Annotated in this window: 12 protein-coding genes; 4 read left to right on the plus strand and 8 right to left on the minus strand. The window is 50.0% G+C overall.

What is annotated here, in order from left to right:
* The first annotated feature begins 106 nt into the window (after positions 1-106).
* Positions 107-1,015: a transcriptional activator NhaR gene (gene nhaR / locus AC0J20_RS03345; RefSeq protein WP_473020601.1), complete on the plus strand. Its 909-nt coding sequence runs from the start codon at positions 107-109 to the stop codon at positions 1,013-1,015.
* On the opposite strand, the gene AC0J20_RS03350 is transcribed toward nhaR, so the two are convergent.
* Together AC0J20_RS03350 and AC0J20_RS03355 are read right to left on the minus strand one after the other, a co-directional pair.
* Positions 1,012-1,665 (minus strand): methylamine utilization protein, encoded by a 654-nt coding sequence (locus AC0J20_RS03350; protein ID WP_473020602.1) that lies wholly within the window; start codon positions 1,663-1,665, stop codon positions 1,012-1,014. The genes nhaR and AC0J20_RS03350 overlap by 4 nt on opposite strands.
* Before the next feature lie 84 nt (positions 1,666-1,749).
* Entirely contained in the window at positions 1,750-3,069 is a 1,320-nt protein-coding gene (locus AC0J20_RS03355; protein WP_473020603.1) for an alpha/beta hydrolase, read from the minus strand.
* Between the two features lie 135 nt (positions 3,070-3,204).
* On the opposite strand from AC0J20_RS03355, the gene AC0J20_RS03360 reads away from it, so the two are divergent.
* From AC0J20_RS03360 to AC0J20_RS03370, 3 genes are all read left to right on the plus strand, one after another.
* Positions 3,205-3,993: a LytR/AlgR family response regulator transcription factor gene (locus AC0J20_RS03360; RefSeq protein WP_473020604.1), complete on the plus strand. Its 789-nt coding sequence runs from the start codon at positions 3,205-3,207 to the stop codon at positions 3,991-3,993.
* 3 nt (positions 3,994-3,996) lie between these two features.
* Positions 3,997-4,479 carry a YaiI/YqxD family protein gene (locus tag AC0J20_RS03365; protein ID WP_473020605.1) on the plus strand — a complete coding sequence of 161 codons (483 nt, stop codon included), beginning with the start codon at positions 3,997-3,999 and terminating at the stop codon, positions 4,477-4,479.
* Positions 4,480-4,578: 99 nt separating this feature from the next.
* Positions 4,579-7,245, plus strand: coding sequence for a hypothetical protein (locus AC0J20_RS03370; protein ID WP_473020606.1), 2,667 nt, complete (start codon positions 4,579-4,581; stop codon positions 7,243-7,245).
* Positions 7,246-7,347: 102 nt separating this feature from the next.
* Here the strand turns inward: AC0J20_RS03370 and AC0J20_RS03375 are convergent, their stop codons facing one another.
* The 6 genes from AC0J20_RS03375 to AC0J20_RS03400 form a co-directional block, all read right to left on the minus strand.
* On the minus strand, positions 7,348-8,562 hold the full coding sequence (locus AC0J20_RS03375) for an alginate export family protein (protein ID WP_473020607.1): 1,215 nt from the start codon (positions 8,560-8,562) through the stop codon (positions 7,348-7,350).
* 147 nt (positions 8,563-8,709) lie between these two features.
* Positions 8,710-9,615 (minus strand): uroporphyrinogen-III C-methyltransferase, encoded by a 906-nt coding sequence (gene cobA / locus AC0J20_RS03380; RefSeq protein ID WP_473020608.1) that lies wholly within the window; start codon positions 9,613-9,615, stop codon positions 8,710-8,712.
* A complete protein-coding gene (locus AC0J20_RS03385) occupies positions 9,612-12,407 on the minus strand; it encodes a nitrate reductase (RefSeq protein ID WP_473020609.1) in 2,796 nt (931 codons plus the stop codon). Before AC0J20_RS03385 ends, cobA begins: the two co-directional genes overlap by 4 nt.
* Before the next feature lie 26 nt (positions 12,408-12,433).
* Positions 12,434-12,763: a nitrite reductase small subunit NirD gene (nirD, locus tag AC0J20_RS03390; protein ID WP_229530352.1), complete on the minus strand. Its 330-nt coding sequence runs from the start codon at positions 12,761-12,763 to the stop codon at positions 12,434-12,436.
* Positions 12,764-12,776: 13 nt separating this feature from the next.
* Positions 12,777-15,362, minus strand: coding sequence for a nitrite reductase large subunit NirB (gene nirB / locus AC0J20_RS03395; RefSeq protein ID WP_473020693.1), 2,586 nt, complete (start codon positions 15,360-15,362; stop codon positions 12,777-12,779).
* 27 nt (positions 15,363-15,389) lie between these two features.
* Positions 15,390-16,229 (minus strand): ABC transporter ATP-binding protein, encoded by an 840-nt coding sequence (locus tag AC0J20_RS03400; RefSeq protein WP_473020610.1) that lies wholly within the window; start codon positions 16,227-16,229, stop codon positions 15,390-15,392.
* Between the last annotated feature and the right edge of the window lie 15 nt (positions 16,230-16,244).

The raw sequence follows: 16,244 nt of genomic DNA on the forward strand, positions 1-16,244 counted from the left end.
TGAAACAGGCGGACATTATCAGATACAACTTAGAATCGTAATATTCGTATCTTTTTAATTTTTATTCAGATATTCTCTGATTATAAATTAGCCTGGCGAGACTCCGATGCAACAACTGAATTACCACCACTTATACTATTTTTACGTTACCGCTCGTGAAGGTAGCATTATGCGCGCCGCCAGCTTACTGCACCTGACACCACAAACTGTCAGTGGTCAGATAGCAACCTTTGAAGACTATCTGGGTAAAAAGCTGTTTGATCGAAAGGGCAAGCGATTAATCCTGAATCAGCAGGGTCAGTTCGTTTACAGCTATGCAGAGGATATCTTCAGTCTTGGCTCTGAGCTGTTACAAAATCTGAAACAAAAAGAATCCCTGCACCAGCTGCAATTTACCATTGGTGTGACGGATATCATTCCTAAGGTGTTGGCATTCGATTTATTCCGCACCTGCATTGATTACGATGAAAACCTGAAATTAGTTTGCAAAGAAGGCGATTTAGAAAATTTACTGGGCGATCTGGCGCTGAATAAAGTGGATCTGATTTTTTCAGACCAACCACTGCCGCCGGGTGGGAATATTAAAGCTTACAATCACTTTGTGGGCGAAACCGGCATGACCTTTTTTGCGGAAAAGTCACTGGCAGAGAACTTACAAGCGGGGTTCCCCTTATCTTTGCACCAGGCCCCCATGCTGTTGCCCGGAGAAAAATCAACACTGAGGGTAGAGTTAATCGCCTGGTTTGATCGATTGGGTATCGTGCCAGACATTGCCGCTGAATTTGAAGACAGCGCATTGATGAAGCTGTTTGGTCAGGGAGGTTACGGTGTATTTTGTGCGCCATCTCCCATTGCCGAACACGTTACCAAACAATTTCAGGTGGAAATAGTCGGCAGTACTAATGATATTCGGGAAGACTTTTATCTGATCTCACCAGAGCGCAAACTCAAACACCCGGCGGCACTACACCTGTTTGAATTTGCCAACAAGATGATTAACCCTACAGAAGATTAGTAGTCGTCAAAGTCCAGATCAAAATCGGTTTCTGCCGCTTCAGCCACGTTGCTATCTAACGTGATAAGCACCGTCTGTGCAATTCGGGTGTGAGCAGTAAAACGATGGCTGTCGTTTTCCATACGGGGATGCCAGACAGTTACCTCGTAATCACCTGCCGGGGCATTGCCAATATTGACCTGCCCCTGTTCGTCTGTCATGCCAAAAAACGGGGTTTCCGCAATGTAGATGTAACCCAACATCCAGTCGTGTACGTTGCAACCTAATTCAACGATCCCGGCTTTTTCAAAGGTGACGGGGGTACTCTCGGTGCCTTCGTACAATTCCTGTTCGAAGGTTTTTACTGATGAAAACGAGTAAATATGGTGTTTAATATCGTCATAATTAGGAAAACTCACCGTTGAGCCTTTCTGCACTACCAACACATGCGGATCAAACTGACGCTTACGCTGTCCCATTTCAGCTTTGCGGGTATTCGCGCCCGTCGCCGCCTCATTGTTTAATAACACCACGACACCAACCGCCGGATCACCGTTTTTTTGTTTAACTTCCAGTGATACCGCGCCGGATGCTTGCGGTAACAGAATCATGGCGAAAATCAGCATTGGCATAAGCCTGTGCCAGGGGGAAAACGGTGTAACCTTAGACATGATGCACTCTTAAAGGCAGATTAAATTATCCAGCTATTATTAATGCAGATTACACCGCCAAATTCCAGCCTATGGCGAGATTTTTTAGTCCTGCATGTACCTGGCCCAATCCACTAATTGCTGTGGTAACGCTTCATTCCATTGACCGGGTTTTCCCTGAAATGAATTCAGCGCACTGTCATGCAGGGTATCCCAGTGATCCAGTCCGGGCACCTTCAGAACTTCGTAGTCATTGTGGCCTTTTGCTGCCAGCACCTGAGCAAGCATATCAATGTCGTATTCCGACATGATCCAGTCATTGCGACCCCAACGGATGCGAGCAGGGGCATCCAACTTTGCCCACTCTCCGGCAAAGTTAAAGTCCTGCATCTGATGATAAAAGCTGACCGGACGGCCATACATATGCGCCGGGCTGTGGTAGTTGTGTTCAGCCAATAACGGTGACTGTGCAATCACTTGCTGATAGCTCTTTTTCTCGATTAACATGCCGTAGTACAGAGGGATATAAGCGCGATTTATCTTGTCGTTTACTGTCGCCTGATCATCGCCTTTCATGGTGAGAATACGTCGTTCTATTTCCAGCATGTGTTCAAACCAACTGCGATAAAAAGTACCGTCAGAGATTACCCCATTGAGTTGATATTTGTTGACCAGATAAGGTGCCAGTGCACTGCCCATACTACTGCCGTAAACAATTACCTTTTCTCTGTCGACACGGGCATCCGCCAGCAAGGTTTTTAATGCCACTTCATAGCCATTGAGTTCCGTTAAAAAATCGGTTTGCGAGCAGCGACCTTCACTGTCACCGACACCGGGTTTTTCCACTCGCATCACCATCATGTCAGAATGCTCCACCAGGTAGCGCAACGAGCGAATAAAGTTGGACTGTCGTCCGGGTGTATACTCCATACTGGAACAGCTAAGCCCGCCCACCACAAAAATGGCAGGTAGTAGCGCTTCACTTTCTGGTAGGGTCACAATAGTGCGTTGCCGGATATTATAATCAGAGGTAACAAAGCCATATTCAGTGCGTAAACTATCGTATTGCTCCAACGGCACCGGCTCAAAAACCACACTGACCGAATGCACTTGTTGCGCCCGGCGATAGGTCAGTTTGGTTTCTGTCGCAGCTCGCAGTCCGTAAATAATGTCCCACCACTGATCACCATCGCGAATCACTTCATCATTCACTGCCAGCAGCACATCACCTACTTGCAATGCCGCCTCACTCAATACTGACTGCGGGTCAATTGTGACTATTTCCCGCCCAACGGGTTGAGCCGCTTTAAAGGTGGCATGCCATTTTGCGCGCCGTTCCTGAGGATTAATGTCAGCACTGACGGGGGAGAGCGCTAACAACAGCAAAAACAAAGCAAGGGGTTTGAGCAGTAGATGTAATGTCATTTAACTTTCCTTTTCCGCAAATAATCGTATTCGCTTGTTCACCGGTATTCGGCCCTTCATACTAGGATCAGAATGCGATGCTTTTTGGCCTTTTATGCCAACGCAGGATTTTTTGATGTGTAAGGATAAAAATAAATGACTGGCATCTGGCGCTGGGCACCCACCTACAGTGAACTCTATCTGTTTGGCTCGCGATTTTTGACCCATCTGATCTTTTGGTTGGGTTACTACCTGCTGTTCAGTTATATCTGGATGCGCCCGGAGCTGGGCTATTTCGCCTCATTTTATCTGGAGTTTATTCTGATGCCGGTGCGCATCATGGCAGCGTATGCCATGCTGTACCTGCTGATCCCCCATTTTCTGGTGGCGCGCCAATACCGGTGGTTTTTCTGTGGTTACGCCCTGCTTATCGCGGTGTCTGGTTTACTGCAAATGCTGTTCGGCTATTTCTTTTACGAAAAGCTGTTGTTAGCGACAGAACAAGGTTTCGCCCTGACCCTGTCCGGCTGGGTACGCAATTGCATTTTAATCAATACTACAGTGCTGCTTTTAGGTACGGTAAAAATATTCATGTTGTACATCGGCTTGCTGGAAAAACAGGCCATCAGTACAACGCAGCCCCCGCAGTTTATTCTGGTAAAATCCGAGCGGCGCACCTGCAAAATACAGTTGGCAGATATTTTGTTTATTGAAGGACTGGGCAATTATGTGACTTACTACCTGCGAGACGGTGAAAAAAAAGTAGTATACAGCTCGCTGAAAGATACTCAGTCGCAACTGCCGAAACAGTTTTTGCGCTTACATCGTTCTTACCTCATCAACAAAAATGCAATAGAATCATTTAATAACGAAGAAGTGCTGATTGCCGGACATGCATTACCGCGTGGCAAGGAAATTCAGGACACAGACCTGGTAATTCAATAATTTATGAAAATATGGGTAGATGCCGACGCCTGTCCGGTGGTGGTAAAAGAGATTCTGAGTAAGGCGGCGCACCGCACACAAACACACTGTTACTTTGTGGCAAACCGCTACACGCAACTACCGGGGTCGGATTTTCTGCACTCAGTGGTGGTAGAAAAAGGCTTTGATATTGCCGACCACCGGATCGTCAATGATTGTCAGGCCGGCGATCTAATCATCACCTCCGATATCCCGCTGGCATCGGAAGTCATTGATAAAAAGGCCCAGGCGCTGAATCCCAGAGGCGAACTTTACACCCCGGAAAATATCCGACAACGTCTTAACATACGGGATTTTATGGACACCATGCGCGCCAGTGGCGAGCAAACCGGGAAAACCGCAGCTTACTCGCAAAAAGACAAACAGGCTTTTGCCAACCAGTTAGACCGGATACTGGCGCAAAACAAAGCCCGGCAATACCCAGCCAAATCAGGTTTCGGAATGTAAATCCAGGCGCTTTTTTACGCTCGGTGTGGATTTTTCAGCATTTAGGTTAATACTCTTCAGGTCATGTCACTTTTCTTAACCTGAATTAGAGGGACCTTAATGAGTACCAGTAAAAATCCAAATGGCTATATCCCCATTGTTTTCACTTATGGCGGCAATGATCTCACCTACAATGAATTCCTTGAGCAATTCTATCTTACCCTGCCTGCCGGGAACGGAGTGCAGTTAGGTCAGAAGCAATATTATGGTTATGGCGGCAGCAATCAAAAAACCCTTACTACCGGCACAAGCTATCCATTAACGCAAACCCTATCCGGGATTACCGGATTAAAAGCCACCAATGCAACAGGGGCCGCCCATTTTGATGAGGCATTAACGTATTGGGCCTCTTCTCAGGCGGCATCCGCCGGTTTGAATGACTATGCTAATGTGTTTCTGGATCATTACACCGGGGGACGCATTTACCTCAGCAATGCTGATTTGCACAAAGAAGCGGGGGGTGAACCCGATCCTTCCGATACCACCAGCCGTACCTATTCCAGTCTGTATGACTTTTTTGAACCTTATATCGCAGCAGCCATTAACACCACCGACATCCCGGGAAACAACGCCGATATCACAGACATCGACTGGTTTAGTTTTCCTATAACGCTAAAGGTTTGGAGTTACGATTTTGCCAGTGATAACGGCCGACTAAGCGAAAGCAACAGCAAACAGGGCGGCAGTGGTCAGGCCATTTATGAGGCCTTGTTACAACCCAAAACCCCTGGCCAGGCCAGCAACGCTTATCCGTGTCAGCAGTTTCCAGATACCACGGTGAATACAAATTCATCAAACAATATGGTCGCAAGCCGACTCACAGGCCCGACAATGGCAGCCGCGCCAGCCAGCTATTACACTGATCCGGCAAACAACCCTTTCCCCTATCACGATTTTACCGATTACTTACTGTATCTGAGCGAAAACGCCGCCGCATTAACACTGACTGGCGTTTTTTCCGGTACCGGTAAGAGTGCAATTCCGGATCAAAAACAACAGTTTAATTTTACGGTGGACTTCAGCCATATTAAGTCTGAGAACAATACCTATCCCAGCGGTAAGGTCACTCAGATCAGTCAGGACAGCTACATTCTGTTTTCTGGTTTCACCACCACCGACGATCCAACGAAAACCCCTCTGCTGGGGAGCAAAGCAAGCCCCTTTACCATCAGCGTACCCTGGTATAAATCCTCACCAGATACCTCACTAAAAACCGTCTCCCAATTTAACAACGCCCACGATGCCGTCAAAGAAGGCTGGTTAACCCTGAGCAGTACCCATAATACAGGTGCCAGCGGGATATATGCTCCGGTAGAAGCCACAGCATTAAACGCCCAGGGCGAAGCGCTGACTCCTACGACAGGACAAAAAGTATTGCTGCATCTGGTGTATAGCCTGAATACTGACCCAACGGGGACCTCACTGGATAACTTGCTGACCAATGGCACTGTGAGTGTTTCTTCGTCGGGCAATCTGACTTGCAGCGCCAATAAAACCTGTGTTGTGCAGTTGCCCAACCATACAGGCACTAACTTGACGCTACTGACAAACGATAAGGGCGACATTTACTCGGCCACCATTTCTGATTATCAGGCAGATCCCGGTGTGGCGCTGGGCACCAGCTGGACTATCCCGGCCGGTAATAGCAACTTAAACAACAATGTGGCCATTACGGTGACGGTCAAACACGCACCAGAATTGCGCAATATCTTCATACAGGCCAGTGCGGTCTGGAAAACTAAACCCGCCAGCCTGACGATAGCGGCAAGCAGCAACAAGTTTGCTGCATTTTCAGCAACGCTGAACTCATCAGCATTCACCGGCAGTGGTCAGGACAGTAGCTGGACCACACTGAGCATGCCAGCAGGCATATACGGTGCGAATGCGGGCTATACCATTGCGGGTCTGACCGGGCACAACACATTGTTGAATGGCGATGTCCCCTCCCTGAAAAATGACCTGTTTGGTTGGGTGGTGGCCGATTTACTCGCGGCATTAAACGCCGGTCTGGTGGGATGTCCGGCCTCCTGGCCAGTGGGCAATACTAAAGGTACTACCATTGGAGGCTCTCCTCAGGACTGGTTTACCTCCGGTAATAACCCCTACACAGCAGGCTGTTGGGGAGAGAAAGCCTGGCAGTACGTGAAATTCAACAAAAAGCCCGTCACTAACTTCTGGAATACCTGGGCCTGGAAACTCTATAAGGTACCCAATGTTGATGCCTATAACTTTGCCTTTACCGATCGCTTTGAATCCAACATTTTACTGGATTACAACCCGCCCCCGGCTAACCCGACCCAATCTTATCCGGTATTGCTGGAAGTGATCGTTGGAGACTCACCCTTTACAGGTATTCAGGCCAGTCAGCCCTGGTTTGATACCGGTATCCAGGTTAAACAAGGCAGCACGGTTGCCATCTCCAGGGTTAGCGGTTTATGGACGGCCGACCCGGATACTCACAACGGTCAACTTTACGACGCCGATGGTTGCCCGAATGTTATCGCAACCCAGCCGGGTTACCCCTTAACGCAGGTAGCCATGGGCGCCTTAATTGGCAAAATTGGTGAACAGGGGCAACCGTTTCTGGTGGGGAATGCGCTAAGCCAAACCCCGAAAGATGAAACCGGGAAACTCTTCTTATGCATCAATGATGATCTGCAAGGCTTATATGGTGCAGGTCTTAAGGACAACCGGGGCAGTATTCGGGTTATGATAAAAAGTAACTAAAACCGGTTTAACTTTGTGCTATTGCAAAGTTAAACCGACACAAATGCCAATCATAAACGGGCAGCCTGTATCGCTGCCCGCTTTATTTGTTGCCAAAAGTTGTTAAAACTTAGCCACCAGTTGCACCCAGACTTTGTCGGTATCTGTGGCATGGCTGTCAGCATCGTAACTGGCGTATTTGGCGGTAAGCTTATAATGCTTAGCAAAGCCATAATTGGCCACTAAGCCCAGTTCACTGCCCAAATCAGCACTGCCTTGCTCAGCATCAAACTGATGATAGATGGCGGCAACGGCCACGCCCCCCAGGTTAGTAGCCAGCTTAAACCAGGTATCTTCAATACCCACTCCCGGTGTCCCTAAGAATTTATCAGTCCAGCCCTGAAACTTATGCAGAGTGGCCAGCGGCGTGACAAAGCCCTTGCCATTATCAGCACCCAGTGACTCAAAGCCCGCAGCTAAGGTAATGCCAGACACCTTAACACTGGCATCCACCGCGTAATAATCAGCAGAATAATCCACCGGATTATCGCCGGTGTCTTTCTGGCTGGCATAACTCAGGTGCACCTGATACCCAATATCGCCCGCGGCTCCGCTGTAGTTATAGTCGATACCGGCCGTGCTGTTTGACAGGGCCAGGGCATCATCAAAATCCATGTGATAAATGAAACCCGCCAGTTTATGGCCTTTTGCCGGGCTATAGACGGCATTAAACAAATGCAGACTGGCATCCAGATCGCCATTGGGACTTTTCGAACCAAAAATCCGGTTCACCCGGGATGACCAGGCATAATCTAAGGTAAAATTTTCAGCCACCTTTGATTCAATGCGAACCCCGTCAAAGGTTTGCTCGTTTTGACGCCAGGCCACACCGCCCACAAAGCGCTGATTATTGTGGTTGATACGTTGCCGGCCAAAGGTTACGGCTGTGCCGCCCTGTGAGCTGTATTTCAGATAGGACTGATTCAGATCAGCACCACTGGGGTCCGCCACCACCGGATAATCCGTATTGCCATTGATGGTGTCGTTGTAATCCTTGTCCAGTAATTCGGTAACATAGTCAAACTCTACTACAGCCTGCCAGTTGTTGTAGCTGGCGGTGGTAGCAGTGATTCGGCCTAACAGGGTATTGGCGCTGGCATCTTCACTCAGGCCATCCTGATCCACACCCTCATAGCGATAGCGAAATAGGGTGCTGACACTGGCCTCCTGAATCGCTTCGGCTACTGAGTTTGCTGCTGATGAGCCTTGAGCCTGCGCCATCGCCGGAGTACAAGCCAGCCCAACTACCATAGACAATATTGTTTTTTGAGTACGCATTGTGTGTTCCTCTTAGTGTTGAGCTTTTTGCTCATGTTGTGTGTTACAAATCAGTTTTGTTTGGCTGACAACAATCCGGGCTGTCGGCAAACATGGGTGTTTTGTTGGGAACAAATTTTGCGTTAATAGTTAAACCGTAGCGTGTTGTTAAAAGGTAATGTGCTCCTTGTGCAGCAAAGCCAAATCCACCGACCAGGGTTGCTGAGTCACTTCGCCCACCACCAATAAAGCCGGTCCTTCAATCACCTTTGCGGCCACTAAATCGGCGATATTGCGCAGATTTCCGGTGATAATCTGTTGCTGTTGTTGCGTGGCCTGATCCACCACTGCGCAGGGCATATCCGCTTTCATACCGTGGGATATTAAGCGCTGAGCGATAGTACCAATGCGCTTCAGCCCCATATAAAACACCAGGGTGTCCTGCGACTTACCGGATTGCGTCACCATGCCTGACCAGTCGGGTTCATCCTCTGGATTTTTCAAGGTGGCAGTGATAAAACGCACGCTTTGGGCATAACGACGGTCGGTCAGTGGCATACCAGAATACGCCGCCATACCGGAGGCCGCAGTAATTCCGGGCACGATGGCATAAGGAATATTGGCATTTTGCAGCGCGTCGCACTCCTCACTGACTCGGCCAAAAACAGAAGGATCACCGCCTTTCAGGCGTACCACTTTGCGTCCCAGACGGGCGTGCTCCACCATCAGATTGCAGATGGTTTGCTGCTCAAAAGAATGTTGACCACAGCGCTTACCCACAAACTGTCGGGTAGCCGACGCCGGTATCAGGCGTAATAAATCCTCTGACACCAACCAGTCAAACAGCACCACATCGGCGCTTTGAATTAAACGATGGGCTTTTAAGGTTAATAATTCCGGATCGCCGGGACCTGCGCCGACAATAAAGACTTCGCCGCGACCACCTGTAACTCGCTGATTGTCGCTGTACTTTTTAAAATACAGGTCAAAAAAGCCTTTGAAAGTTTGTGCCGGGCCGGACCGTCTGAAATTCAGCAGTCCGAACAGATTATTTATAGAAGTAGTCAGGTTCATAAGACCTCCTGAGCCAAATGATATTCGGCATCCTCTGACCGTGAATTGTCAGCGAATTGTTTGATCATGCTGCCTAATTCCGACTTGCAGGAGCCGCAATTAGTACCACACTGCAGTTTTTCACCCAGCCCGGCTACAGAAGTAACTCCGTCAGCTATGGCTTGTTGAATGGTTTTCTCTCGCACCTGGAAACAACTACACACCAGTTTTCCCTGCTGAAACGCCAGCGATGCCTGATGTTTCAGTGTGCTGACAATGTCGTCTTCGGGTAAATCATCAGATGCCAGTAAATGGTTAAACCAGGCCAGATTGTTCTGCAAAGGCTGTTGTGAACACCAGAGCATGGCAGTCAATGTCTGAGATTCAGATTCTGCCTTTGTTGCACTGGCCATCCAGCCTGACAACCCGGGTTGCTCCAGCCGGATCAGGCTATGTTCCACGTGAATCAATGTTTTTAACCATTGAAGCGTATCTTCATCGAATTTATCGAATGCAAACTGGTAACAGAACCCTTGCTGTAACACCTGCTTTAACCAAAAGCCCGATGTCCCCGACAGTTTCTCTGTGGTCAGGGGCTGGCGGGTCACCAGGGTCGCCCATCGCTGTACTGACCAGGGTTCAATGGCTACCGCCGCGGCTTTCAATTCTGGCTGACCGGAAATAGGGTCTGCCACCGGTGCCACCAGGCGATTGATGTTGGCGTGTGAGGCGTATTCGCGATTCCAGTGCATCGGCACAAACACGTCTTTGCGCCGCTGCTGTTTGTCCAGTACCGCCGTCATCAGACAAAATTCCGTGTCAGACGCGCCTTGACGATGCCGCGCAGTGATTTTCACCAGGTCTCCGTCAGCAATACTGAGACGATGGGCATCCGCCGGATGCAGATGAATGGCAGGCTTTTCGGTATGTTGGTTCAGTTCAGCCACCTTGCCGGTGCGGGTCATGGTGTGCCACTGATCGCGGATACGCCCGGTATTCAACACAAACGGGAAGGCATCATTGGTTTGTTGCTCCGGCAACCTCGGCGTAATAGCCACAAACTGTGCTTTACCCGAAGCGGTATAAAATCGACCATCACTGAACAGGCGCTGGGTACCTTGGGGTTTATCCGCTGTAACTGGCCATTGTATGGGTGCCAGGTTATCGTACTGACTCAGGCTCAGATGACCCAGCCCCGATAAATCAAAATCTCTGCGCCCCTGGTTTTCAAACCCGGACAAGGCGATATGTTCGTTAAAAATATCGCAACTGTTCTGAAAATCGAAACCGGCATAGCCCATGTGTTTGGCCACATCACAGATGATTTGCCAGTCGTGTCGGGCCTCACCAGCCGGTGGCAACAGCCCTCGTTGACGGGAGATACGCCGTTCAGAATTGGTTACCGTGCCGTTTTTCTCTGACCAGCCGCTGGCGGGCAGACAAACATCAGCAAAGGCCAGGGTATCGTTGCTGGCCACGCAATCGGAAACCACCACCAGTTCACAGGCTTGCAGTGCTTCTGCCACGGCATCTTTGTCCGGCATACTCACCACCGGATTGGTGGCCATGATCCAAACGGCTTTCACCTTACCCTGTTTGATTTGCTGAAACAGATCCACCGCTTTTAAGCCCGGCTTGTTGGCAATGGTAGGGGATTGCCAGAAGCTCTTTACCAACTCGCGATGGGCGGTATTGTCGATATCCATATGGGCTGCCAGCATGTTGGCCAGACCGCCCACTTCCCGTCCCCCCATCGCATTGGGTTGTCCGGTAATAGAAAAAGGGCCACATCCGGTTTTACCTATTTTTCCGGTAGCCAGATGGCAATTAATAATAGCATTGGATTTATCTACTCCGCTGGAGGACTGATTCACCCCCATGGAATAAAAAGTCACGCTGCGACGGGTTTGCATATACAGTTGGTAAAACTGACGCAGCTGATTCACCGGAACATCAGCAAATTCACTGACACATTCAACACACCATTTGGCGGCCGCTTCCAGGCAGGTTTCAAAACCTTCGGTATGGCGCTGAATATACTGCTTATCCAAAGCATCATGACGATTAAGGTAATTCAGCAAGCCGTTGAAAATAGCGGCATCGGAGCCTGGCTTGATGGCCAGATGTAAATCCGCCAGATCACAGGTGGCGGTTTTTCGGGGATCAATCACCACCACCTTGATGGCGGGGTTCAGTTGTTTCGCCCGCTCTATACGTTGATACAACACCGGGTGTGTCCAGGCGGCGTTGCTGCCCACAAACACCAGCAATTGGGTTTGTTCCAAATCTTCGTAGCAGCAGGGTACAGCATCCGCACCAAACGCCCGCTTGTATCCGGCCACGGCCGAAGACATACACAGTCGGGAATTGGTATCTATGTTGGCGCTGCCGATATAGCCTTTCATCAGCTTATTGGCAACGTAATAATCTTCGGTCAGCAATTGCCCTGAAACGTAAAACGCCACGGCGTCAGGGCCGTGTTTGGCAATAATATCACTGAACCCTGTGGCGACCTTACTGATGGCCGTTTGCCAGTCACTGGCCTGGCCATTGATCTGCGGTTGCAGCAGACGATTATCCGGACCGTTACTCTCCACCAATTTGCTGCCTTTAACACACAGACGACCGTGATTGGCCGGATGCTCGGGTGTACCGCTGACAGCCACCAGCTGACTGCACATTTTACCGGCATCATCCGTCGCAAAAGCCATTTTGGCATCAACGCCACAACCTACACCACAATAGGGGCAAGTCGTGCGTCGAAGGCTGGGAAACGCCTCCAGCATATGTTTGTTATTGGCCGGTAGGTTCATTGCTGTTACTCACTTTAGGCCTGAGTTCAGGCCTGGATTTCCAGTTGTTCACCCACCAGGCGCACCGGATACACCGGGATTGATCTGGAATCATCTTCCAGACATTTGCCTGAGGTCAGCGAATAATGCTGCTTATACAGTGGTGATGCCACCACCAGCTCGTCCTGCACAGAGCCGAGAATGCCCCGGCTCATGACATTGGCCTCGCCAATGGGATCCCAGTTTCCGGTAGCGAAGTATTGCGCTTCGCCCTGCACAATAAATTTAAACAGCGCGATTTGTAGTTGATTCAGTTTGGCGCACACGCCAGCGTTATCAATCAAATCATCCAGTTGACATACGGGTTGCCAGTTCATGATCTTGCTCCTGTTAAGCCGGTTCGGTGTGAGGTGCCGTTTCGGAATGCGTGGCATCCAGCACCGCGATTTTCTGTTGTGACCAGTAGGCTTGTTTTTCCTCACTGGTGGCCGGGCGAATTTGGGTACGCTCCTGCACAAACACGACGTTTTCATCCTGTTCCGGGCTGTTCACAAACTGACGGAAGCGTTTCAGGGCTTCGGGATCTTCCACCGTGGTTTTCCACTCACACTGGTAAGTGCCCACTACTGCGGCCATTTGTGCTTCCAGTTCCTCAGCGATGCCAAGGCTGTCTTCAATCACTACCTGCTTGAGATACTCCAGGCCACCTTCCAGATTCTCTAACCACACGGACGTGCGCTGCAGACGATCTGCGGTTTTACAGTAGAACATTAAAAAGCGGTCGATGTACTTCACCAGGGTTTCGGTATCCAGGTCGGTAGCAAACAGGTCGGCATGACGAGGTTTCATTCCGCCATTACCACAGACGTAGAGGTTCCAGCCATTTTCAGTGGCGATGACACCCACGTCTTTACTCTGTGCTTCGGCGCACTCACGGGTACAACCGGAGACCGCCATTTTGATTTTGTGCGGTGAGCGCAAACCTTTATAGCGATCTTCAATATTGATGGCGGTGCCCACGCTATCCTGCACGCCATAGCGACACCAGGTGCTGCCCACACAGGATTTAACGGTACGCAAGGATTTGCCATAGGCGTGACCGGTTTCAAATCCGGCATCAATGAGCTTGCGCCAGATGGCCGGTAACTCTTCCAGTCGGGCACCAAATAAATCGATGCGTTGCCCCCCGGTGATTTTGCAGTACAGGTTGTATTCTTTGGCCACTTCACCCAGCACAATCAATTTATCGGGGGTCACTTCACCACCGGCGATACGCGGCACCACGGAATAGGTGCCATCTTTTTGCATGTTGCCCAGGTAGCGATCATTAGTATCCTGCAAACCAATGTGGGGCTTCTTCAGCACATAGTCATTCCAGGCAGTGGCGAGGATTGAAGCCACCGTGGGTTTGCACACGTCACAGCCATGGCCGGAGCCATGTTTGTCCAGTAATTCATCGAAGGAGTGAATTTGCTCTACCCGAATCATGTGGTACAGCTCCTGGCGGCTGTAAGCAAAGTGTTCGCAGATGTCTTTTTTCACTTCCACACCGCGCGCTTCCAGCTCGGTTTCTACGACGGTTTTCAGCAAGGCAGTACAGCCACCACAGCCAGTGCTGGCTTTGGTGCAACTTTTAACACTGCCCAAATCGCAAGCACCGCCGTCCATCGCCGAAATAATGTCGCCTTTAGACACGTTGTGACAGGAACACACCGTCGCGGTATCCGGCAAAGCGCCTGCGCCAATAGCCGGAGCAGCACCGTCAGAGGCAGGTAAAATCAGGGATTCCGGATTTTCCGGTAATGTCATGCCGTTCAGCGCAAACTGCAACAAGGTATCGTATTCGCCGGTATCACCCACCAGCACGGCACCCAACAGCAGTTCCTGTTTGGCATCCACCACGATTTTCTTGTAAACCTGCTTCGGCTGATTTTCAAATATGTAGGTAAGGGCACCCGGTGTTCTGGCATGAGCGTCGCCAATAGACCCAACCTCCACACCCAGGAGTTTAAGTTTGGTACTCATATCTGCACCAGTAAACGCCAAATCGCCTCCTGCGATATGACTTGCTGCTACCCGAGCCATTTGATAACCGGGTGCCACTAAACCAAAAATAAAATTATTCCACAGCGCACATTCGCCGATGGCGTAAATGTCTTGTGCTGAAGTCTGACACTGGTTGTTCACCACAATACCGCCGCGCGGACCAATTTCGATATCAAATTCTCTGGCCAGTGCATCCTGCGGGCGAATACCAGCAGAGAACAACACCATGTCTGTACCCAGTACTTCTCCGTCTTTAAAGCGCAGTTGATAGCGATTGTTGTCGCCTGCTTCGATAATTTCTGTGGCTTTGCTGGTGTGCACCTGCACGCCCAACTCTTCAATTTTGCGCTTGAGCAGCGCGCCGCCACCTTCGTCCAGTTGCACCCCCATCAGTTGCGGAGCGAACTCCACCACATGGGTTTCCAGGCCGGCTTGTTTTAGCGCGTTAGCCGCTTCAAGGCCCAACAGACCACCGCCCACCACGACGCCAACTTTGCTCTGACTGGCAGAATGCTGGATGGCCTCCAGATCTTCGATGGTGCGATACACCAGGCAGTGTTCCTGGTCGTGACCGGGAATGGGCGGTACAAAAGGAAAAGAGCCGGTGGCCAGCACTAATTTGTCCCAGCTGTAGGTAGCACCGCTTTCGGTGGTCACGGTTTTTTCCGAATTATTGATATCCACCACTTTGGCGTTAACGTGGAATTCCACTCCCAGAGACTGATAACGGGCTTCATCGGTTAAAGCCAGCTCAGCGGCCGTTTTACCAGTGAAATATTCGGATAAATGCACCCGATCATAAGCCAGTCGTGGTTCACCGCTTAACACAATGATATGTGCTTGTGGCAATGCCTCCACCATTTGTTCAACAAAATGATGGCCCACCATGCCGTTACCCACCACGACAATGCGCGGTTGTGCTGTTGTCATTTGCTTAGTCATACTGTTCTCCCCCAATCAGGCCGCATCGGGCTTTGCTGCGGCTTGCTGTTGCGACTTTTTCACTGCCACAGGCTCAACCTTGCGTTGTTTTTCATACAGGAAGCTCAGCACTTCATGGCGATAGTGGTTGTATTGTTTGTCATCCGCTAACTCGATACGGTTGCGTGGCCGCTCTAATGAAATATCCAGAATCTCACCGATTGTGGCTTCCGGGCCGTTGGTCATCATGACGATGCGATCTGAGAGCAGCACCGCTTCATCCACATCATGGGTGATCATGATCACGGTATTGCCTAATTCGGCGTGGATCTCCATCAAGGAATCCTGCAAGTGGGCCCGTGTCAGTGCATCCAGGGCACCGAAAGGTTCATCCATCAACAACACCTGCGGCTCCATTGACAGGGCGCGGGCAATACCCACACGCTGCTTCATACCACCGGAGATTTCGCCGGGAAGTTTGTCTTTAGCATGAGTCATATGCACCAATTCCAGATTGTGTAAAATCCACTCGTGCTTTTGCGCCTTATCCATGTGCTTGCAGGTTTGTTTTACCGCCAGCTCCACATTTTGATAAGCCGTCAACCAGGGCAATAAGGAGTGATTCTGGAACACTACTGCTCTTTCTGGGCCGGGTTCATTGACTTCTTTGCCTTCTAAAATTGCACCACCTGTGGTGGCCTGATACAGGCCCGCCACGATATTCAGTACCGTGGATTTACCACAACCGGAATGACCGATGAGGGAGATAAATTCGCCTTTGGCGATGGTCAGGTTGACATCCTGCAGTGCCACAAATGGCCCCTTAGGCGTTGGAAACTCGATGCCCACCTGGGTTAGTTCTAAATGCTTTCTCATGATTTTGCTCCGCTG

The organism is Planctobacterium sp. R6, assembly GCF_055755215.1.